This is a genomic window from Salinicola corii, from assembly GCF_008298015.1.
Classification (GTDB): domain Bacteria; phylum Pseudomonadota; class Gammaproteobacteria; order Pseudomonadales; family Halomonadaceae; genus Salinicola; species Salinicola corii.
On record NZ_VTPX01000001.1, the window covers coordinates 438,027 to 459,838 of the forward strand.

Sequence of the window (21,812 nt, forward strand, 5' to 3'; positions counted from 1 at the left end):
TATCGAGTGTTTCTGATGATGATGATTGCAATGACTCGAGCGAAATATCCGGAAATCACGGCTCGATATCGGTCGAGAACTATCGGTTTCTTCGCGCCCCAATCCGGATTCCTGTTCAACCTCCGTTGACGGCCGTGAGAGCCGAGCTGGCGGCTGCGCTCTGGCCCTGGGCGGAAAGCGTGCCGGTACCGGACATGACCATCGTGCTTCGGTGCGTGCTCTCGGCTACCTGCTGGAGAGCATTATTCGCCGCGTCGCTGTGACCACTGACGGTCGCGTTGGCATTGTGGCTTCCCCCTGTCGACGCATCAGCGCCACTCATGAGTGCGCTCAGCATCTCGCGATTTTTCTCGAAGGCGGCCTCTGCCATGGCGCTATTGGCCTGAGCGGAAAGCGGTAGTACAAAGGCCAGTGCGAGCGCGGAGAGGATTTGAATTTTCATGATAAGGCAACTCCATTGTCATCGGTTGACGTTGGTCGTCTGATCCAACTGATGATGAAGTTACCTGTGAGATAAACGGTGATTCATCACGAAAACGTGATAGATCGTTTTTTCAGTGTATTTTTCGACGCAATGCCTGAAATGGATCCGTTCAGGCCTTGTCGATGGTGTGGTGAGCGTCAATATCGGTAGGTGGCCTCTGTGCGAGGGCGTGATTTCCGTAACCGCTGACTCAGACTCGGAGCAACTTAAATCCCTCGCGCGGGGGTGTCACAATTGACTCACTTCCCGCCACCGACGAGACCCGAGCATGACCGAGCCAAATCCCGACCTACTGCGCTGCGCCTGGGCACGAAGTCACCCGTTGAATGCCGAGTACCACGACGAGGAGTGGGGCGTGCCGGAATACGATAGCCGCGCGCTGTGGGAAAAGCTGATCCTGGACGGCTTCCAGGCGGGGCTCTCCTGGCTCACCATTCTCAAGAAGCGCGACGCCTTTCGCGAGGCGTTCGAGGGCTTCGATCCCGAGCGTATCGCCCGATACGATGAGCGTGACGTCGAGCGTCTGATGGGCAACGCCGGCATCATCCGCTCCCGCGCCAAGATCGAGGCGACGATCGGCAATGCGCGTGCCTATCTCGCCATACGCGATAACGGCGAAGACTTCTCCGAGTTCCTGTGGGGCATGGTGGGGGGACGGCCGATCCAGGACTCTATCGGCAGCGACGGTTCGGTTCCCACCCAGACGCCGCTCTCTGTAGATATCTCCAAGGCGCTCAAGAAACGTGGCTTCAAGTTCGTGGGCCCCGTGATCGTCTACGCCTGGATGCAGGCGGTGGGCATGGTCAACGACCATGCCGAGACGTGCCATCGCCGCAAGCCGGTGGCGGCGATGGGCTGATCGCCGGATGCTTGGCGCGGGCGCCTCGTCTCGCGCTCAGTCCAGGCGTCCACCGAACAGATCGCGAAACGCGGCATAGCGTCTCTCGTGGAGCTCCCTGGCTGCCGCATCGGGTTCGAGCACACCTTCGTTGGGCGCAAGTTTACGAGCAACGGCCAGTAGATCCCCGTCCCGCCGAGATGCCATGGCGGCTACCGCGGCGCCCAGCAGCACGGGTTCCGGCGCTTCCGACAGCACCACGCGACAGTCGGTGCCGTCGGCGTAGAGCTTGCGCAGCAGCGGGGAACGATTGTGGCCACCGCTGAGATGGAGGGTGTCGATGGCGTAGCCGTTGGCGTTCATGCGCTCGATGATGGCGCGTGTCCCGTAGACCAGCGCCGTCACTGCGGCCCAGTACACCTTGATGAAAGTCTCTCTGGGCGACTCCAGCGTGAGGCCGACGATGGCGCCGCGGATCTCGGGGTCGGCCAGCGGCGAACGATTGCCGATGAAGTCCGGGCGAACGTGCAGGTCCGGGGCCGGATCGCCTTCTGCCAGCCGGTCCAGCAGCAGGTCCGAAAGCGCGCCGTGGGGATCGTCGCCGAACTCGCGGCCCGCGCCGAACAGGGCGACGATATGGTCCAGCAGAGCGCCGGTCAGGCTCTGGCCACCTTCGTTGGCGGTGAACCCGTCGCACAGGGCACCAGGGTAGGGGCCCCACACGCCGGGAACTTCACGACGCTCCGGCTGGGCGCCGATATGGCAGGTCGAGGTGCCGGCGATGACCGCCAGCCGATGCGCCGAGTGGGCGTCGAGGCTGCGCCCCAGCGTACCCATGGCGCCGGCGTAGGCGTCGATCATGCCGACGGCGAAGAGACAGTCGGTGGTGAGTCCGAGTTCGGCCGCAGCCGCCTCGGTCAGTCGCCCCAGCGGCTCGCCCACGGCAGCGGCGCGATCGGGAAGCGCGGCGCGCTCGAGCACGTCCGTCATGTCGATCTGGGCGAGGAACTCCCGATCCCAGCCGCGATTCGGCCGTGGGTCGAAGGTCCACTTGCAGGCCAGGGTGCAGACCGAGCGGCGATCGATTCCGGTGCAGTGATAGCCCAGCCAGTCGCCGAGGTCACCGGCGTAACCGATGCTGTCGTATAGCGCCGGTCGATTGCGCTTGAGCCACATGAGTTTGGGCATCTGCATCTCCGGCGACATCACGCCGCCGAGATTGGCGAGCGGGGCGGCCCCGGTGGCGGTACAGATCGCGGCTTCTGCCGTGGCCCGGTGATCCATCCAGACGATGATGTTCCAGCGCTCGTCGCCAGGCGATAGTGCCAGTGGTTCATGCTGGCGGTCGAGCAGGACCAGCGAGCAGGTTGCGCTCACCGACAGGCCCTTGACCCTGGCCGGCTCGATACCCGCCTGGTCGACGGCGCGACGGGTGGCGTCGCAGACGGCTCGCCAGATATCGGTGGTGCTCTGCTCGACGTGGTGTTCGAGGGGGCGGTGAATGGCGATCGGCGCTTTCGCCTCGCCCAGCAGTTCACCGCGGTCGTCGAAGACCCCGACGCGGGCGCTGCCGGTGCCGATGTCGACGCCCAATGAATAGTGTGTCTCGGTCATGGTCGGCCTGTTCAAGAGCGTTTGAGAAAGGGCATGCGCAGTGTCATGACGACGATCAGGAATGCGCCCCACACGGCGGTGGCAAGATGCTGGCTGGCGCCCATCAGGTTCATGCCCGAGGCGATCACCTGAAGGCTCATCAGACCCAGCACCAGCGGCAGCACGCGTCCGAAGCCGCCGAACGGATTGGCGCCGGCGAGAAAACAGGCCAGGACCGTGATCAGCAGGTAGCTTTCGCCATGGCCCACGCGTACCGAATTGAAGCGCGCCAGCATCACCATGCCGGCGATGGCGGCCAGCAACCCGGAGAGGGTGTAGAGCACGATCAGCACGCGCCGCACGTCGATCCCCGAATATTCGGTGGCACGCAAATTGGAGCCGATCATGTGGATCGAGAATCCGGTACGGGTGAACTGCATGAAGTAGGCGAGCCCGCCCGCGGACAGCAGGAAGATCAGCATCGGGATGGGGATACCGATCAGGCTGCCGCTGCCGAGCCACTGGAAGCCGGCCGGCATGCCGGAGATACCGCCGCCTCGGGTCAGGAACTCCCCCAGCCCCTGGAAGAAGATCATCGCGCCCAGCGAGACCAGAATCGGGTGGGCGCCGACCCGCGCGACGATGACGCCGATCAGCAAGCCGGCCGCGCTGCCCACGCCGAGGCCGGCGGCGATACCCGCGACGATGCCGAGCACGCCGGTATCGCCCAGGGCGTTCTGCACCAGCCAGGCCGTGGTCAGTCCCGCGATGTTGGCGGTGAACGTCACCGCCAGATTCAGACCGCCGGAGATGATCGGCACGAGCATGGCCAGCGAAAGCAGGCCGAGTTCCGGTAGCTGCACGGCCATCGAGCGGACGTTGACCGCGCTCAGGAAGCCGGGCGCCATCACGGCGAAGAACGAGACACTCGCCACGAGCAGCAGCGCCATGATGCCGATTTCGAGAGACTCGGCACCGGGGCGAAAGGCCCGGCGGGGGGCGGATGCGGCGCTCATGGGCGTGCCTCCTTGGAAATCGCGCGACGGGGCAGCAGCTTGTCGAGATTGCTGCAGGTGATTGCGACGAGAATGATGAAGCCGACGATCATGCGGAAGGCGTAGGGGGTCACGCCGAGCAGGTTGAGCCCGTTCTGCACCACCGCCAGCAGCAGCACGCCGAGCAACGCACCGGTCACCGAGCCGCGGCCGCCACCGAGCGTCGCGCCGCCGAGGACCACGGCCGCGAGAATCGGCAGCTCCTGGCCGATCAGGGCGTTGGGGACCACCTCCTGCACGATGTGGGCCTGCATCAGCCCGGCGACGCCGGCGCAGAGGCCCAGCCAGCCGTAGGCGAAAGCATGGATCATTCCCACCCGCACGCCCGAGCGCCTGGCCGCTTCCGGGCTGGAGCCGAAACCGTAGATGGCACGTCCGAATCCAGTCCGGGTGAGAATGAATCCGGTGGCCAGGCTCATCACGGCCATCACCACGACGGGGAGATAGAGCGTCGCGCTGCCCCGCGAGGCGGGCAGGTCGATCAGGGGAATCGAATAGTAGAGCCAGTCCGGGATGTCGTAGATCGAGACGCCGCCGGTGAAGACCATCAGCAGCCCGAAGTAGAGGTTGAAGGTGCCGATGGTGACGATGATCGAGACGATGCGAAAACGGTGGATCAGGAAGGCATTGACCAGGCCGAGCAGACCACCCACGGCCATCGACAGGAGGATGCCGAGCAACCAGTTGCCGCCGCCCATGTGATCGATCAGTAGCGTCATGACCACGTACTGCACCACCGAGGCCGCCACCGCGAACGAGATGTCGATGCCGCCGGCGATGAGCACCACCACCAGCCCGACGGCGAAGATCATGTTCACGGACTGGTTGTTGAGCAGGTCGAACAGGTTCTGCGTGGTCAGAAAGGTATCCGTGGTCAGGCCGAGAACGACGCAGAGCGCGACGATGATCGCGGCCAGCACGCCCTCGGTGCCGAGGTGCAGTCTAGGCATTGATGATCTCCTCGAGCGATGCCTCGGTGATGGCGTTGGGCGTGAGCTCGCGGCTGACCCGACCCGCCTTGAGGACCACGACGCGGTCCGAATTCATCCAGATTTCGCCAGCCTCGTCCGAGATGAGAATGATCGACATGCCCTCGTCGGCCAGTTGCCGGATGATGTCGAAGATGCCCGCCTTGGCGCCGACATCGACGCCCACCGTGGGGCAGTCGAGAATCAGCACCTCAGGCCGGGTCGCCAGCCACTTGGCCAGCACGATCCGCTGCTGGTTGCCCCCGGAAAGGGAAGAGACCGCGAGTTCGGCGTCGTTGACCTTGGTGCCGAGACGCCGGATCCACTCGGCGGTCAGCTCGCGAAGGCGCCGCGGGGAGAGGAAACCCCTCGGCTTTTCCAGTTCGTCCAGTACCGTCACGGCGGTATTCATGTTGATCGACTGGTTCTGGACCAGCCCCAGGTGCAGGCGGTCCTCGGAGACGTGGGCGATGCCGTTGCGGATCGCGTCCCGGTTGGAGCGCAGCGTCAGCGGCTTGCCGTTCTTGAGCAGCTCGCCGCCGGTGGGACGGTTCATGCCGAACAGCACGTGGGCGAGCTCGGTGCGTCCCGCACCCAGCAGCCCGGTGAGGCCCAGTATCTCGCCGCGATGCAGCGTCAGCGAAACGTCCTCGAACTCGCCGGTGCGACTCAGGTGGCGCAGCTCGAGCACCGGCTCGCCCGAGCAGGCGGCATGACGCGGGGTGAGCGTCAGCTCGCGGCCGGTCATCAATTGCGACAGCCGCGTCTGGGTCATGCCCTCGGTTGGATAGGTACCGACCAGGGCGCCGTTGCGCAGCACGGTCACCCGCTGGCAGACCGCCAGTACCTCCGACAGCCGATGACTGACGAAGACGATGGAGATGCCCTGCGCCGAGAGCGAGCGCGTGATCTCCAGCAGCGTCTGCACTTCGTTGCGGGTCAGCGATGCCGTGGGCTCGTCCATGAACACGATTCGAGCACCGGCGCGCAGCACCCGGCAGATGGCGACCAACTGGCGCCGCGCGATGGAGAGATCCTCGACGCGGGTGTCGGGGTCGAGGGGAACGCCGAGGCGTTCGATCACCTCGCGCGCCTCCTGGCGGGCGGCTCGCCGGGAGAGCGGTCGAAAAGGGCTGGCCACGTAGTCGTCGAAGACGATGTTCTCGGCAACGCTCAGGTGCGGAAACAGGGCCAGATCCTGCCAGATGACATGGATCCCGAGTGCGCGGGCATGGCGAGGGGTGATGCGGCTCACGGCTTCGGCGTCGCCGAACGAGAACGCCGCCCCCGCCTCCGGCGTGTAGACCCCGTTGAGTATCTTGATCAGCGTGCTCTTGCCGCAGCCGTTCTCGCCGGCGAGGCAGAGCACTTCGCCGCGGCGGAGCTCGAAGGAGACGTCATCGAGTACCCGGCTCTGGCCGAACACCTTGCTGACACGCTCCGCCCGCAGTGCGATGTCATCCATCGCTGTCTCTCCCGGAAGGCAAGATGAAAGTCGGCCGCGCGGACATCGCGCGGCTGTGGAGGTCGGATTGCTTCAGAGACCGAGTTCGGCCAGCTCGTCGACCGTCTCCTCGTTCAGCTCCAGCGGCTTGGAGGCGTACAGGGTATGACCGTCGAGACGGACTTCGCCGAGTACCGGCAGGTCGTCGCCATCGGCGATCTCGCCACCGTCGTAGAGCCTGTCGCCGAGCGCGACGAACGCCTTGCCGGCCTCCAGCGGGCTCCACTGGAAGCCGCCGGTGATGACGCCTTCATGAACCAGGCGACGACCCTGCCCGGGGGAGAACAGTCCCATGACCTTGATCTCTCCGGCCAGACCGCGCTCCTTGACGGCCCGGGCGGCACCGATGGTGCCCTGGCTGCCGAAGGACATGATGCCGGCCAGATCGGGATGGGCGCGGATCAGATCCAGGGTGGTATTGCGGCTGTCGTCGACGCTTTCGGCGACACCGAAGCGATCGGCGGCCTGCTTCATGTCCGGGCAGTTCGCGTCGAGCCATTGAACGGCGGCATCGGCCCAGGCGTTATGGGCGGGTACGTTGAGTCCGCCGACGTAGACGGCGTAGGAGCCTTCGCAGCCGGTAGTGTCGGCTAGCAGCCGGGCGTGCTCTTCACCCAGTTGCTGGGCGGAGATCATCTCGAAGTCGTAGTCGATGTTCTCGGAGTCGGGGCTTTCATGAGTGAGGACGATGATGCCCTGGTCGCGGGCCTTCTTGAGTACCGGCTCCAGCACCTCGCGATCATTGGGGACCACGCCGATGACATCCACGCCGCGGGCGATGAGGTCTTCCACCGCACGCACCTGCAGCGCAGGGTCGGCGCTGGTCGGGCCGACCATGTAGGCATCGACGCCGAGCTCGTCGCCCATCTCCTCGATGCCTTGCTCCATGGCGTTGAACCAGGGGATCCCGCCGACCTTGGCCACGACCGCGATGGTGGGTTTGTCTTGAGCCTGAGCCTGAGCCATGCCGGCACTGCCTATGACGCCCGCGACAACGGTCGCGGCGAGATACGAGTTGCGTTTCATGATCGGTTCCCCGTCGTTGGTGGTCCGACAGCGCAGCCGGCTCAGCGGGTGTTTACACAGCGCCTGCGCTCGGTAAGACAGCGTTGAAATCGACCTCGTACGCGAGCCAGGTCCTTTTTCGGACGATGTCGCCTTGGCCACGCGCCCTGCTCTGGCCTTCCCTCGTCGAATTCGTAAACACCCTTTCAGCGCTTCTGACCAAAGCCAGTTATGAATGCGCAATCGGTTGTGCAACTATTCGTTTCTGCATCGATCAGGTCAATGCTACTTTTGATCTACCGAAGGGGGAGGGGCCAAGTGTCGAGCGAGCCATCCAGAAAGCTGACCATCTACGATCTCGCCAAGCTGGCGAAATCCTCGCCGAGTACTGTCAGTGCCGTCCTGAACGGCACGTGGCAGCGCCGTCGGATCAGCCGCAAGCTGGCTCGGCGAATCCTCGATCTGGCCGAGCGCGAGGGGTATTCCACCAATATGCAGGCGCGGGCGTTGCGGCGCGATCGTTCCGGTATTCTCGGCATGATCCTGCCGCTCTACGACAACCGCTACTTCAGCTCGATCGCCCAGATATTCGAGGCCGAGGCTCGCCGGCGCGGAATCTTCACCATCGTCTCCTGCACCAACCGCGACCCGGATCAGGAGCGCGAGGCGGCCAGGATGATGCTGGCCTATCGCGTCGAACACCTGATATGCACCGGGGCGACGAACCCGGATGCCATTGCCGAGATGTGCAGTGCCGCAGGTATCGCCAGCCTCAACCTCGATCTGCCCGGCACGGCCGCGCCGTCGGTGATATCCGCCAATCGCGAGGGCGCGCGCCGCTTGACCGACGCGCTGCTCGACCGGCTCGAGGCGCGGAAGATCGACGCGGCACGCGTGCTGTTCATCGGTGGCCGAGCCGAGGATCACAATACCCGGGAACGCATCGAAGGCTTTCGCCAGGCCCGCGAGAGACGCGACCTGGCCACGAAGCCCACGGATATCGTTCCCTGCGATTACGCCGCCGAGAAGGCCCAGGCAGCGCTTGAGGCTTACGTCGGTCGTGAGGGCCGGTTGCCCGCGGCGATGTTCGTCAACTCCACGATCTCGCTGGAAGGGATCGTGCGCTGGCTGCGCCTCGGGGGCCACGACATGAACGACATCATCATGGGCTGCTTCGACTGGGATCCGCTGGCGGCAGCCTTCCATCCGCGCCTGATCATGATGCGCCAGGACGTTTCCACGATGATCGCGCGCCTCTTCGACTGGATCGACACCCCGCCCGAGGATCCGACGATGCGCCTGGAGGTCATGCCGGAGATCATCGGCAACTCCGCGGCAGCCCCGGGGCGCGGATAGCCTCGCGCGCTCGTCGGTTCGGCGCCGTCCGGACCGCCCCTCGAACGGCAGCGGCGATCCTCTCTGTCGCAAATCGCAATGTCATGTCGCAAACACGCCCGAGCGTGACGTCGCAGAACATCATGGCCCCCAGGGTGGACGATACCATCGCGGAAAATCATCGACCCGAGGGTCGATACCGCCGTCCGCCGTGGCGTAGAGAGGGTCCCCATGCAACGTTATTCCGGTTTCAGCCTGGTCAAGCACGCGCTCAGTCATCACGAGAACTGGCAGCGTCACTGGCGCAATCCCACCCCCAAGAAGCGCTACGACGTGATCATCGTCGGCGGTGGCGGCCACGGTCTGGCGACGGCCTACTACCTCGCCAAGGAGTTCGGCGTCACCAACGTGGCGGTGGTCGAGAAGGGCTGGCTGGGCGGTGGCAATACCGCGCGCAACACCACCATCGTACGCTCCAACTACCTGTGGGACGAGGCGGCGCAGCTCTACAACCACTCCCTCGACCTGTGGAAGGGGCTGTCGCAGGATCTCAACTACAACGTGATGTTCTCCCAGCGCGGCGTGCTCAACCTGGCGCACACCCTGCAGGACATGCGCGACGTGCAGCGCCGGGTCAATGCCAACCGCCTCAACGGCATCGACAGCGAGGTGGTGACCCCCGAGCAGATCAAGGAGATCGAGCCGGCGCTGGATACCTCCAAGCGCGCGCGTTACCCGATCATGGGTGCCTCGTGGCAGAAGAGCGCCGGGGTCGCGCGCCACGACGCGGTGGCCTGGGGCTTCGCCCGCGGTGCCGATGCGCTGGGCGTCGACCTTCTGCAGAACACCGAGGTGACCGGCTTCAAGATCCGCGACGGCCAGATCCACGGCGTGCACACCAACCGTGGCGATATCGAAGCGCAGACGGTGGGCTGCGTGGCCGCGGGCAACTCCGGCGTGCTGGCCAAGATGGCCGGGATCAAGCTGCCGCTGGAGTCGCATCCGCTGCAGGCGCTGGTCTCCGAGCCGCTCAAGCCGATCCTCAATACCGTCACCATGTCCAACCACGTGCACGGCTACGTCAGCCAGTCCGACAAGGGCGACCTGGTGATCGGGGCGGGGATCGACGGCTATCTCGGTTACGGTCAGCGCGGCAGTTATCCGACGATCGAGCACACCCTGCAGGCGATCGTCGAGATGTTCCCGATGTTCTCGCGGGTACGCATGAACCGGCAGTGGGGCGGCATCGTCGATACCTGCCCCGACGCCTGCCCGATCCTGTCCAAGACCCAGGTCAAGGGACTCTATTTCAACTGCGGCTGGGGCACCGGCGGCTTCAAGGCCACCCCCGGTTCCGGGCACGTTTTCGCAGCCAGTCTGGCAAAAGGGGAAATGCACCCCATCGCGGCGCCGTTCTCCATCGACCGGTTCCATACCGGCGCCTTGATCGATGAACACGGCGCCGCCGGCGTGGCGCACTGAGGAGAGCACACCATGTTTCATATCTTCTGTCCCTACTGCCAGGAGTACCGCGAGGAAGAGGAGTTTCATCCCAGCGGTCAGGCACACATCGAACGGCCGGCCGAACCCGCCAGCGTGAGCGACGAGGCGTGGGGCGACTACCTGTTCTTACGTGACAACCCGCGCGGCATCCACCACGAGATGTGGGTGCACCGGCTGGGCTGTCGCAAGTTCTTCAATATCACCCGCGACACCGCGAGCTACGAGATTCTCGAGACCTATCGCATGGGCGAGCAGCCGAGCATCACCGCCGCCAGCGCCGAAGTGCGCCGCGAGCAGGGCGTGCAGACCGCCGATGGCGGCTGGCAGACCGTCGGCGCCCGGCCCGAGAACAGCCGGCTCAACGAGGAGACGCCGTCATGACCCAGTCCAACCGTCTCAATCAGGGCGGGCGCATCGACCGCTCGCGGCGGCTGTCGTTCACCTTCAACGGCCAGCAATACATGGGCTTCGCCGGGGATACCCTGGCCTCGGCGCTGCTGGCCAACGGCGTGGATATCGTCAACCGCAGCTTCAAGTATTCGCGTCCACGCGGGATCACCGCCGCCGGGCCGGAGGAGCCCAACGCCATCGTCCAGCTCGGCGCCTCAGAGGCCGCCCAGGTGCCCAACGTGCGCGCCACCCAGCAGGCCCTGTACGACGGTCTGGTGGCACGCGGTACCAACGGCTGGCCGAACGTGCAGCGCGATGTCATGAGCTGGGTCGGCAAGCTGGGCGGCGGTTTCATGCCGCCGGGCTTCTACTACAAGACGTTCATGGCCCCGGCCTCGATGTGGATGACCTACGAGAAGTTCATCCGCAAGGGTGCCGGCCTCGGCCGCGCGCCCACCGAAGCCGACCCGGATATCTACGACCACTTCAATCAGCACTGCGACGTGCTGGTGATCGGTGCCGGCCCCGCCGGGCTTGCCGCCGCGCTCTCCGCTGCGCGTGCCGGCGCGCGGGTGATCCTGTGCGACGAACAGGAAGAGATGGGCGGTTCGCTGCTCGACAGCCGTGAAGCGATCGACGGCGCCCCGGCCAGCGCCTGGGCCGAACAGGTTGTCTCCGAACTCGCCGGTCTGGCCAACGTCACGCTGCTGCCGCGTACCACCGCCAACGGCTATCACGACCACAACTTCGTCACCCTGCACGAGCGGCGCACCGAGCACCTCGCCGATACCGCCGCGGGCGCCGGGCGCGAGGGCGAAGTGCGCGCGCGGCTGCACCGGGTGCGTGCCGGCCGCGTGGTACTGGCCAGCGGCAGCCACGAGCGCCCGCTGGTCTACGCCAACAACGACGTGCCCGGCAACCTGGTGGCGGGGGCGATCTCTGTCTATATCCGCCGCTATGGCGTGGTACCCGGGCAGCGCCTGGTGCTCTCCACCAACAACGACCACGCCTATCGCGCGGCGCTGGACTGGCAGGAGGCCGGCCGCGAGGTGGTCGCGGTGGTCGACTCGCGGGCCAAGCCGGATGGCGACCTGGTCAAGCAGGCCCGCGACGCCGGCATCCGTGTCATCACCGGCAGCGCGGTGATGGAGGCCACCGGCAGCCAGCGTGTCAGTGGTGCCAAGGTGGTGGCGATCGACACCGAGCGCTTCGTGGTGACCGGCAAGGTCGAGACGCTGGAGTGCGATACCATCGCCAGCTCCGGCGGCTACAGCCCGGTGGTCCACCTGGCCTCGCACACCGGCAAGCGCCCCCAGTGGCGCGATGACCTGCTCGGCTTCGTGCCCGGCGAGTTCAAGGGGATGCATGTCGCCGGCGGCGCCCACGGCGTCTACGCTCTCGGCGAGGCCCTGGCCGACGGCGCCGGTGTCGGTGCCGAGGCGGCCCGCGCGGCGGGCTTCAAGGAGGCCGCCGCGATCGCGGTACCCGACGTCGCGGTGCGCCACGAGTCGCCGATCAGCGCGCTCTATCAGGTGCCTCATGAGAAGCCGCCGCTGCGCGCGCCCAAGCAGTTCGTCGATCTGCAGAACGACGTCACCGCGGCGGCAGTGGAGCTGGCGACCCGCGAGGGCTTCGAGTCGATCGAGCACGTCAAGCGCTACACCGCGCTGGGCTTCGGCACCGACCAAGGCAAGCTGGGCAACATCAACGGCATGGCGATCGCCGCGCGCTGCCTCAATCGCTCGATCCCCGAGGTGGGCACCACGGTCTTCCGTCCCAACTACACCCCGGTCAGCTTCGGCGCCATTGTCGGCCGCCACTGCCGCGAGCTGTTCGATCCCGAGCGCTACACCGCGCTGCACCAGTGGCACGTGGAGAACGGCGCCGAGTTCGAGGATGTCGGCCAGTGGAAGCGCCCCTGGTATTTTCCACAAAAACGCCGCGCCGGCGGTCAAGAGCGTCTGGAGACGATGCATGAGGCGGTGGCGCGCGAGTGTCTGGCGGTGCGCCGCGGCGTGGGTATCCTCGACGCCTCGACCCTGGGCAAGATCGACATCCAGGGGCCGGATGCGCGTGAGTTCCTGGGCCGGGTCTACACCAACAAGTGGGCCAAGCTGGCACCGGGGCGCGTGCGCTACGGGCTGATGTGCAAGGACGACGGCATGCTGATGGACGACGGTACCACCAGTTGCCTGGCCGAAAACCACTTCCTGATGACCACCACCACCGGCGGCGCCGCCGGCGTGCTGGAGTGGCTGGAGCTGTGGCACCAGACCGAATGGCCGGAGCTGCAGGTCTACTTCAACTCGGTCACCGACCACTGGGCGACCATGACTGTGACCGGTCCGGACGCGCGCAAGCTGATGTCGGAAGTGACCGATATCGACCTCGACCGTGAGCAGTTCAAGTTCATGGACTGGAAGGAGGGCAAGGTCGCCGGCGTCCCGGCGCGGGTGTTCCGTATCTCCTTCACCGGCGAGCTGGCGTTCGAGATCAACGTCCAGGCCAACTACGCCATGCACGTGTGGAAGGCGCTGTTCGCCCACGGCGAGAAGTACGACCTCACGCCCTACGGCACCGAGACCATGCACGTGCTGCGTGCCGAGAAGGGGCTGATCATCGCCGGTCAGGACACCGACGGCTCGGTGACCCCGGAGGATCTGGGCATGCACTGGGCGGTGGGTTACGACAAGCCGTTCTCGTGGATCGGCCAGCGCGCGCTGACGCGTCCGGACACCGCCCGCGAGGATCGCAAGCAGCTGGTGGGGCTCAAGCCCAAGGACCCCAAGGTGGTCCTCGAGGAGGGGGCGCAGATCGTGCTCGACCCCGAGCAGAAGATCCCCATGACCATGATGGGTCACGTCACCTCGAGCTACTACAGCCCGGTACTGGAGAGCGGCTTCGCGCTGGCGGTGCTCAAGGGCGGACGCAACCGGATGGGCGAGACCGTCTATCTGCCGATGTCCGACGGCAGTGTCCACCAGGCCGAAGTCGTGAGTACCGTCTTCATCGATCCCAAGGGAGAGCGCCAGAATGTCTGAAGCCCGTTCCGAAGCCCGTCCTGAAGATAATGGTGGCAACGCTGCCACTTTCGATGCGCATCCGGGCGCCGACGCCGGTGTCACCCCCGAGTCGCCGCTGCAGTGGAGCCGGGTACAGGGGCGCGTCACCGAGGAAGGTGGCGCCGCCGAGCAGATCCGAGTGGTCGAACGGCCATTCCTCGGCCATCTGGTGCTGCGCGGTGGGGCCATCACCCTCGACGAGGCGGTGCGCGCCGAACTCGGGGTGAGCCTGCCGGGCAAGCCGCTGGGGCTGGTGCTCGATGCCGAGGGCAGCCGTTCGGTGCAGTGGGTCTCGCCGGACGAGTGGCTGGTGATCGTGCCCGCCGGCGAGGAGTTCGAGCTGGAGAACCGACTGCGGGCGAGGCTGGGGGATGCCCACTTCGCCATCGTCAACGTCGGCGGCGGCCAGACCCTGCTGGAGCTCTCCGGCGAGAAGGCGCGTGAGCTGCTGATGAAGTCGGTCACCTATGATGTGCACGAGCAGGGGCTGCCGGTGGGCAAGGCGGTGGGTACCGTCTTCGCCAAGACCAGCGTGGTACTGCGCCGCCCGAGCGAGGCGCGTTTCGAGCTGGTGGTACGGCGCAGCTTCGCCGACTACTGCGTGCGCTGGCTGCTGGACGCCGGACGCGAGTACGGGCTGCGCGTGGAATCCGCGTCGCCCTGACGATACAAGGCCCCTGCGACAGTAGGGGCCAGGCCTGGCTGGAGCCAACATGCACTCTGAAAACAACAGCTGGATTCTGTCCGCCCAGTGCCCGAGCCGGCTGGGCACGGTGGACGTGGTGACTCGCTTCCTCAAGGAGCAGGGCTGCTATATCACCGAGCTGCACTCCTTCGACGACTACCGCGGCGGACAGTTCTTCATCCGCGCGGCCTTTCTCCCCGAGCAGGCCGATTTCGACGGCGGCGACTTCCGCGAGCAGTTCAACGCGCGGGCGTCGGCGTTCGACATGCACTTCGAGCTGACCCCGCCGGACTACCGCCTGCCGGTGGTGATCATGGTCTCCAAGACCGACCACTGCCTCAACGATCTGCTCTACCGCTATCGTACCGGGCAGCTAGCGATCGACGTGCGCGCCATCGTCTCCAACCATCCCGACCTGGAGCCGCTGGCAGCATGGCACGGGCTGCCCTATCACCATCTGCCGATCACGCCGGAGACCAAGGCGGAGCAGGAGGCGCAGGTGCGCCGGGTGGTGGAGGAGAGTGGGGCCGAGCTAGTGATCCTGGCGCGCTACATGCAAGTGTTGTCTCCCGAGCTGTGCCACCACTTCGCTGGCCGCGCGATCAACATCCACCACTCGCTGCTGCCGGGATTCAAGGGGGCCAAGCCCTACCACCAGGCCTACGAGAAGGGCGTGAAACTGGTCGGCGCCACTGCCCACTACATTAACGACGACCTCGACGAAGGGCCGATCATCGCCCAGGGTGTCGAGGCGGTCGACCATGCCCACTATCCGGAGGATCTGGTGGCCCGGGGGCGTGACATCGAGTGCCTGACCCTGGCCCGGGCGGTGCGCTACCACCTGCAGAAGCGCGTCTTCCTGCACGCCGGAAGAACCGTGGTATTGACGGGATGATATGTGTGCCGGCCGCTTGCGTCGATACCGTCTTGCAGACACAATGCGCTCAGCACGGAAGGGGAGTATCCCGCCGCCGGCGCCTCAGGCGCCGCCGGTCGATGATTTCGTCAGCACGGGCCACATTGCCCCGGAATCATCGGTTGCCACGGCCGCTTAAGGCGCCGCAGGCAGCGGGAGAGACTTTCGGTGACGTTCACCGTCTACCGGAGGTTCCTCTATGCACGTACCCGTCTGGGTCTGGCTGGCGACTGTCGCCGGCATCGCCGCACTCTTCATCTTCGATTTCTGCGCCCATGTGCGTAAGCCCCACGATCCCACCTTCAAGGAAGCGGCCTGGTGGTCGGTCTTCTTCATCGCGCTGGCGGTGATCTTCGGTGGCGGTCTGTGGTGGGTCTGGGGCGCGCAGCATGGCGCCGAGTATTTCGCGGGTTTCATCACCGAGAAGAGCCTGTCGGTCGACAACCTGTTCGTGTTCCTGATCATCATGGCCAAGTTCGCGGTGCCGCGCGCCTACCAGCAGAAGGCGCTGTTGATCGGCATCGTGATTGCACTGATCCTGCGCGGCATCTTCATCGCGGTCGGTGCCGCGGCCATCGCACAGTTCAGTTGGGTTTTCTACCTTTTCGGCTTTTTCCTGCTCTATACGGCGATTCAGCTGGTGCGCGAGGGCGCGGGCGGTCATGACGAGAACGAAGAGTACGAGCCCAACGCCATCGTGCGCTGGATCCAGCAGCGTCTACCGGCCACCGACGAGTTCGACAGCGACCGCCTGCTGACTGTCAAGAACGGCAAGCGCCTGGTGACGCCGCTGTTCATGGTGGTGGTGGCGCTGGGGATGACCGACGTGCTGTTCGCACTGGACTCGATCCCGGCGATCTACGGGCTGACCAAGGAGCCCTATATCGTCTTCACCACCAACGCCTTTGCCTTGCTGGGGCTGCTCCAGCTCTATTTCCTGCTCGGTGGCCTGCTGACCCGGTTGGTCTATCTCAGCCTGGGGCTGTCGTTCATCCTGGCCTTCATCGGCGTCAAGCTGATCATCGAGGCGATGCATACCAACAGCCTGCCGTTCATCAACGGCGGACAGCCGCTGCATCTGGTTCCGGAAATCCCGATCTGGCTATCCATGTCGATCATTCTCGGTACCCTGGTCGTCACTACCGTTGCCAGCCTGATCAAGAGCCGGAATCTGAAGTCGGCGACGTCTCATCAGAAGTGACGTCGCCGTAGATCCGATGTAGCAGATCCCGCATTCCCTCCATGGGAATCGCGGCTTGCGGCCCGGGCGGGAACATGCCGGGCCGCAAGCCGTTATCGATGAATCCCCGTAGCAACGCCGGGTCGTCGCTGATGACATGCAACGGCACATCCCTGCCGGGAGTGTCGCCGATGATTGCCGGTGCGGCTTGGTGGTCGCCGAGTATCATCATCAGGGCGTGATCGCCGCCGGGCAGGTTCCGGCCCAGGTAGCGCCGGGCAAAGCCGCTGGCCGCCTGTAGCGAGTAGTCGATGGCCGGGCCGTAGTTTCGGCGCATCGCCTCGGTGTCCTGCCACAGCGTGGCGTAGTCCTCGCCCGCGCCTTTCCAGTGATCGAAAACCCGACCGTCGCCGACCGTCGACCAATCCTCGATCATGTCGATGACCGGCGACCACGGGGCGTGGCTCGACAGCGTCGCCAGCTCGGTAAAGCTCGGCCTGTCGTGACGTGACAGCGCATAATCCTCGACCCGTTGCCAGGTGAACTGATCGGGCATGCTGGCCCACCCCATCGAGGGGCCTTGATAGTCCATGCTCCCGGCGGTGTGGATCTCGTCATAGCCGTAGAGGCTGCCCTCGGGCCAATCCCGGGTGATGCCCGGCATGATGGCGATGGTGGTATGCCCGGTCGCCTTGAAATCGTCGATCAGGGTCGAGTGAGGACTATTGATCATCAGCTCGAACCGCAGCTGCGACGTGACCGGCAGGCCGCTGGTGAACGTGGCATGATTGAGCCAGGACTGGCCGCCGAGCGTGGCAGCGGTGACGCGTCCGGTGACGACCGACAGGCCGGCGGCGGCGAGTTGGTGCGCTATCGTCTCGAGGCGTGGCCGAATCTCGGCCTTGAACGGTTTGCGCTCGATGGCGGCGACGCCGTAGGACTCGATGAAGCCCAGAATGACATCGGTGTCGGCCAAGCCGGGAAGGGCCTGGCCGTCGGGCGTCGCATAGGCGCGATCGTCGTCGTACAACCGGCGGCCGAACGTCGCCATCGCCTGGCGTGTCTGCTGGGCTCGCTGCCATTCGAACCTCACGAAGCTGGCAGCGGGATGGCCGAGCCTGGCGATCCAGACCGGAGCGTTGCCCTGGGATACGACATTGACGCCCGCGAGACCGATGCCTCCCGACAAGACCAGCAGCAGCGCCAGCGCGCGTGGTGTGTTGCGGGCGTGAAAACCGCGCAGCAGTCTCACCAGCAAGAGGCCGGTGGCGAATGAGGCGAGGCCGGCGGCCGATAAGCCTGCGATGGCCAGCGGCAGGCCGAGATTGGTGACGATCAGCTCGACCAGGATGGGAATCAGCTTGATGTCGGTATAGAGGTTCAGCGATCGCCCCTGCATGGTTTGCGTCAAGGCGTCGCCGGCGGCCCCGAAGACGATCGCCAGTGCGAAGAGGGCGACCAGTCCGGACAGCCAGCGTCGCCAGCGCGAGGGGGGCAGCAGGGCCAGTACACCGACGATGAGCGGCACCTCGAGCGCGATCCAGTGTTCCGGCGGAAACCCCGCCCAGGGAAGCTCCGGTGTCAGCAGCAGGATGTTGAGTAACGAGAGGGCCATCAGCAGGTGCCAGCGAGGCGCCTGGGCAAGGGAAAACATCATGGCTCGTCCTTGAGTCGGGTCGGGCGATTCGGCGTCAGCATGGCTTTGACCTGTCGCCGTCGGGTGGGCGTGAATCGAATTCGTTCATCAACCTACGCAGCGCGCAAGGTTTCGGATGGCACGTTAAACTGAACGACCAGAATGTCGAACCCGAACCGGGCCAACCAGGCGACGAGGACGATCCAACATGACAGCTGCGCGCGAGTTGATCATTGAACCATCGAACGGGAGAAAGGCCGATGCCTGTGTCATTCTGCTCCATGGGCTGGGGGCCGATGGTCATGATTTCGAGCCGTTGATACCGGCGCTGGCGTTGCCGGATTCGCTGGCCGTGCGGTTCGTGCTGCCCCATGCCCCGCAACTGCCGGTGACGGTCAACGGCGGAATGACGATGTCGGCATGGTACGACATTCTTGAGATGAATCTCGGCCGCCGGGTCGATGTCGAGCAGCTACGCGCTTCCGCCGAGCGCGTCCACGGGCTGGTCGACGACCAGATCGCCGATGGGATCGACAGCCGGCGGATCGTGATCGCTGGCTTCTCGCAGGGGGGCGCGGTGGCCTACGAGGCGGCGCTTTCCTGTGCCCGGCCGCTGGCCGGGTTGCTGGCGCTGTCGACCTACTTCGCCACCGCCGACAGCATCGATCTGGTCGAGGTCAACCGCCGCCTGCCCATCGAGGTGCATCATGGCTCGGCCGATCCCGTCGTCCCCGAATCCCTGGGCCGCGAGGGCGCCGAGAAGGTCGAGTCGCTGGGCTACCCGGTCAACTATCGCAGCTACGAGATGGGACACAGTCTGTGTCCCGAGCAGGCGCGAGACATCGCCGCCTGGTTGACCACGACACTTCAATGACGGGGGCGTCATGAACAGCATGGACAGTCTGGAACCGCGAGGAAGCGACCGGCGTCTTTTCAGTCCGGCCGCCCAGCGCAATCGAGAGCCGATTCTCGCGGTACTGCGCTCGGTACTACCGAGCACGGGGCGGGTACTGGAACTCGCCAGCGGCAGTGGCGAGCATGCGGTCTATTTTGCCCGCCACCTGGCCCCGCTGTGCTGGCAGCCGACGGATCCCAGTGAGACCGCGCTGGCCTCGATTGCTGCCTGGCGGGAGACCGAGGCACTGGATAACCTCGCGGCGCCGGTTCGCCTGGATGTCACGGCTCGTTGGCCGCCGCTGCCGGATCTGGCGGCGGTCGTCTGTATCAACCTGCTGCATATCTCGCCCTGGGCGGCCAGCGAGGCACTGTTTGCTGCAGCCGGACGTCAGCTTCCCGTGGGTGGCGCGCTGGTGGTCTATGGCCCTTTTCTGCGCCATGGCGAGCACACCGCGCCCAGCAATGCGGCGTTCGATGAGCAACTGCGGGCGCGTGATCCGCGCTGGGGCATTCGCGATCTCGAAGCGGTGGAGGGGCTGGCCAGGGACAACGACCTGAAGTGCGAAGCCGTTCACGAGCTGCCGGCGAACAATCTCTGTGTCGTCTGGCGGCGTTGACGCCCGAGGCGATTCGGCATCGGGCAGGGAGATGTCGCCGTAGCGAGCCGCAACTCGACTACACTGGATGCAGACCTTCACCGGCCGACAAGGAGTGATGCCGTGTCAGACTTTTCCGAAGAGTTTCGTATGCCCAAGGGGTGCCCCAACTGCGGCAACCATATGATGAAGGTTTCCCAGGCCAAGTCAGCCGATGATCTGGTTTACTGCACGTCCTGCAACACGGAAGTCTGCGCCTGGGAGGAGGCCGAGCGGATCCTGGCCGAGACGCCACGCAGCGAATCCGAACAGCTGATCGAGGACGTCATGAACAACAAGAAGCCATCAGAAGACGACTATTGACTGTCATTGGTGGGATATTACCGATAGACGCCCCGGCTTGGCCGGGGCGTCTTGCGTTGGATGGAAGAAGGTCGACAAGGGAGTTACAGCAGCTCCTCCGCTGCCAGGGCGAGTCTGGAACGCTCGACGCTTCTCAGCGTGATATGGCCGGCATGGGGCCAGTCGCGGAAACGTTCCACGACCGCTGCCATGCCGCAGGTGTTGGCCGTCAGGTAGGGCGTGTCGATCTGTCCCACATTGCCCAGACAGACGATCTTGGTATTGCGTCCGGCGCGCGTCACCAGCGACTTGAGCTGCTTGGGCGTGAAGTTCTGGGCCTCGTCGATGATCAGGAAGGTATCGTTGAGGGTGCGCCCACGCATGAAGGTGGGAGAGCGGATCTGGACGCGGGAGCCGATCAACTGCCGGGTCGCGCCATCGTTCCAGCTCGACGATCCTTCACGCTCGTCGCGCAGCAGGTTGTCCATGTTGTCGTGGAAAGCGCCCATCCACGGCGACATCTTCTCTTCCTCGGTGCCCGGCAGGAAGCCGATGTCCTCACCCATCGGAATGGGAGCCCGAGTAAAGACGATACGCTCGAACTGCTTGCTGTCCAGTGTCTGCTGCAGGGCTGCCGCGAGCGTCATGAAGGTCTTGCCGGTCCCTGCACTGCCCGCCAGGGTGAGAAAATCAAGGGTCGGATCCATCAACAGGTTGAGAGCGAAGTTTTGTCGGCTGTCGTGGGCATGTACGCCCCAGACGCCACCGTGATGGCGATAGTTGGTCAACAATTGCAGGCTGGCCTTGCGCGGGCCGTGGCTGCGGACGATGGCCTCGAATTCGGCACCGTTTTCGCTGTCCGATACCAGCATGCCCACATGCCAGTCTTCGGGAATGCCGCCTTCCAGGTGATAGAAGGTGTGGCCATCGGTCCGTTCGACCATGACCTCGACATCGAGCGATTCCCACAGGCTCCTCCCGTCACGGCCGGCATCGGCGTAGACCTTGGCGCCTTCGATCATGGCGTCGAGGTCATCGAACGCCTTGTCGTTGAGATAGTCTTCGACCGGGACGTTGAGCGCGGTGGCCTTGACTCGCAGATTGATGTCCTTGGTCACCAGCGTGACGGAGGCATCGGGCCTTTCGTCGCGTAGCCGGCAGGTCTCGGCGAGGATGCGGTTGTCGGGGGAATTTTCCAGCGTCTCCAGCGGCGCCAGATCCTGGTAGCACAGAAAGCGCAGACGGCCGGCGGGGTCACCGGTGACGCGGGGAATGGGAATGCCTTGCTGGATTTCTTCCGGTGTAACGTGGGCCGTGAGGTCTGAGAGGGTGCGGCTGATCTGTCTTGCCGTTCGCGCGATCTCGCGCATGCCATTCTTGTGTTTGTCCAGCTCCTCGAGCACCGTCATGGGGATGACGACATCGTGCTCCTCGAAATGGTAAAGGGCTGCTGGGTCGTGGATCAGGACATTGGTGTCCAGTACGTAGAGCCTGTTCGCTTTCTTGTCGATTCGCACCATCGGCAAAAGCACTCCTGTGAGTTCAAGGCTACTCGACCCTGACAGAGTGCGGTGACAGAACGGTGTCGCCCCGATTCACTCCGTCAGTGCCACTATCGTTCGAACGTAAAGACTGTGTCGGCTTTACCTCTCTGACGGATGAAGTCACCCCCAGAATGGCCTGATGTGACCAAAAGTGCTACCCCCATTTGAGGCATTGGGCGCAAAAAACGATTGCATCGTTCACGGAGGTAATGGCGGCCATCGATGAGCCAGCGATCGCCTCGGGAAGGAGAGCCACAAAAAAGCCCCGCCGTGGCGGGG

At 65.0% G+C, this 21,812-nt stretch carries 19 protein-coding genes; 11 read left to right on the forward strand and 8 right to left on the reverse strand.

Going from position 1 to position 21,812, the window contains the following annotated elements; translation table 11 throughout:
* Positions 1–115: 115 nt before the first annotated feature.
* Positions 116–442: a hypothetical protein gene (locus F0A16_RS02050; protein WP_149433718.1), complete on the reverse strand. Its 327-nt coding sequence runs from the start codon at positions 440–442 to the stop codon at positions 116–118.
* A 310-nt stretch (positions 443–752) separates the two neighbouring features.
* Between F0A16_RS02050 and F0A16_RS02055 the strand changes: the two genes are divergently transcribed.
* On the forward strand, positions 753–1,343 hold the full coding sequence (locus tag F0A16_RS02055) for a DNA-3-methyladenine glycosylase I (protein WP_149433719.1): 591 nt from the start codon (positions 753–755) through the stop codon (positions 1,341–1,343).
* A 36-nt stretch (positions 1,344–1,379) separates the two neighbouring features.
* On the opposite strand, the gene F0A16_RS02060 is transcribed toward F0A16_RS02055, so the two are convergent.
* From F0A16_RS02060 to F0A16_RS02080, 5 genes are all read right to left on the reverse strand, one after another.
* Positions 1,380–2,936 carry an FGGY-family carbohydrate kinase gene (locus tag F0A16_RS02060; RefSeq protein ID WP_149433720.1) on the reverse strand — a complete coding sequence of 519 codons (1,557 nt, stop codon included), beginning with the start codon at positions 2,934–2,936 and terminating at the stop codon, positions 1,380–1,382.
* An 11-nt stretch (positions 2,937–2,947) separates the two neighbouring features.
* On the reverse strand, positions 2,948–3,931 hold the full coding sequence (locus tag F0A16_RS02065) for an ABC transporter permease (RefSeq protein ID WP_149433721.1): 984 nt from the start codon (positions 3,929–3,931) through the stop codon (positions 2,948–2,950).
* Complete coding sequence (locus tag F0A16_RS02070) at positions 3,928–4,920, reverse strand: ABC transporter permease (RefSeq protein ID WP_149433722.1); 993 nt, start codon at positions 4,918–4,920, stop codon at positions 3,928–3,930. The genes F0A16_RS02065 and F0A16_RS02070 overlap by 4 nt, the downstream gene beginning before the upstream one ends.
* Positions 4,913–6,403: a sugar ABC transporter ATP-binding protein gene (locus F0A16_RS02075; protein ID WP_149433723.1), complete on the reverse strand. Its 1,491-nt coding sequence runs from the start codon at positions 6,401–6,403 to the stop codon at positions 4,913–4,915. The genes F0A16_RS02070 and F0A16_RS02075 overlap by 8 nt, the downstream gene beginning before the upstream one ends.
* 72 nt (positions 6,404–6,475) lie before the next feature.
* Positions 6,476–7,468: a substrate-binding domain-containing protein gene (locus F0A16_RS02080; protein WP_149433724.1), complete on the reverse strand. Its 993-nt coding sequence runs from the start codon at positions 7,466–7,468 to the stop codon at positions 6,476–6,478.
* Positions 7,469–7,765: 297 nt separating this feature from the next.
* Between F0A16_RS02080 and F0A16_RS02085 the strand changes: the two genes are divergently transcribed.
* The 7 genes from F0A16_RS02085 (at position 7,766) to F0A16_RS02115 (ending at position 16,539) form a co-directional block, all read left to right on the forward strand.
* Entirely contained in the window at positions 7,766–8,803 is a 1,038-nt protein-coding gene (locus F0A16_RS02085) for a substrate-binding domain-containing protein (protein ID WP_239023677.1), read from the forward strand.
* A gap of 210 nt (positions 8,804–9,013) precedes the next feature.
* Positions 9,014–10,264 (forward strand): sarcosine oxidase subunit beta family protein, encoded by a 1,251-nt coding sequence (locus F0A16_RS02090; RefSeq protein WP_149433726.1) that lies wholly within the window; start codon positions 9,014–9,016, stop codon positions 10,262–10,264.
* A 12-nt stretch (positions 10,265–10,276) separates the two neighbouring features.
* Entirely contained in the window at positions 10,277–10,666 is a 390-nt protein-coding gene (locus tag F0A16_RS02095; protein WP_149433727.1) for a sarcosine oxidase subunit delta, read from the forward strand.
* A complete protein-coding gene (locus F0A16_RS02100) occupies positions 10,663–13,716 on the forward strand; it encodes a sarcosine oxidase subunit alpha family protein (protein WP_149433728.1) in 3,054 nt (1,017 codons plus the stop codon). Before F0A16_RS02095 ends, F0A16_RS02100 begins: the two co-directional genes overlap by 4 nt.
* Positions 13,709–14,401, forward strand: coding sequence for a sarcosine oxidase subunit gamma (locus tag F0A16_RS02105; RefSeq protein ID WP_149433729.1), 693 nt, complete (start codon positions 13,709–13,711; stop codon positions 14,399–14,401). Before F0A16_RS02100 ends, F0A16_RS02105 begins: the two co-directional genes overlap by 8 nt.
* Before the next feature lie 49 nt (positions 14,402–14,450).
* Positions 14,451–15,317 carry a formyltetrahydrofolate deformylase gene (purU, locus tag F0A16_RS02110; RefSeq protein WP_149433730.1) on the forward strand — a complete coding sequence of 289 codons (867 nt, stop codon included), beginning with the start codon at positions 14,451–14,453 and terminating at the stop codon, positions 15,315–15,317.
* 220 nt (positions 15,318–15,537) lie between these two features.
* Positions 15,538–16,539, forward strand: coding sequence for a TerC family protein (locus F0A16_RS02115; protein WP_149433731.1), 1,002 nt, complete (start codon positions 15,538–15,540; stop codon positions 16,537–16,539).
* On the opposite strand, the gene F0A16_RS02120 is transcribed toward F0A16_RS02115, so the two are convergent.
* Complete coding sequence (locus F0A16_RS02120) at positions 16,496–18,175, reverse strand: alkaline phosphatase family protein (protein WP_149433732.1); 1,680 nt, start codon at positions 18,173–18,175, stop codon at positions 16,496–16,498. The genes F0A16_RS02115 and F0A16_RS02120 overlap by 44 nt on opposite strands.
* Positions 18,176–18,362: 187 nt before the next feature.
* Here F0A16_RS02120 and F0A16_RS02125 point away from each other — a divergent pair, with 187 nt between their 5' ends.
* From F0A16_RS02125 to F0A16_RS02135, 3 genes are all read left to right on the forward strand, one after another.
* Entirely contained in the window at positions 18,363–19,028 is a 666-nt protein-coding gene (locus F0A16_RS02125) for an alpha/beta hydrolase (protein ID WP_149433733.1), read from the forward strand.
* Positions 19,029–19,038: 10 nt separating this feature from the next.
* Entirely contained in the window at positions 19,039–19,668 is a 630-nt protein-coding gene (locus F0A16_RS02130; protein WP_149433734.1) for a DUF938 domain-containing protein, read from the forward strand.
* Between the two features lie 102 nt (positions 19,669–19,770).
* Entirely contained in the window at positions 19,771–20,010 is a 240-nt protein-coding gene (locus F0A16_RS02135) for a hypothetical protein (RefSeq protein WP_149433735.1), read from the forward strand.
* An 83-nt stretch (positions 20,011–20,093) separates the two neighbouring features.
* Here F0A16_RS02135 and F0A16_RS02140 read toward each other — a convergent pair whose 3' ends face one another.
* Positions 20,094–21,509, reverse strand: a complete 1,416-nt coding sequence (locus F0A16_RS02140) for a PhoH family protein (protein WP_149433736.1) — start codon at positions 21,507–21,509, stop codon at positions 20,094–20,096.
* Positions 21,510–21,812: the final 303 nt, after the last annotated feature.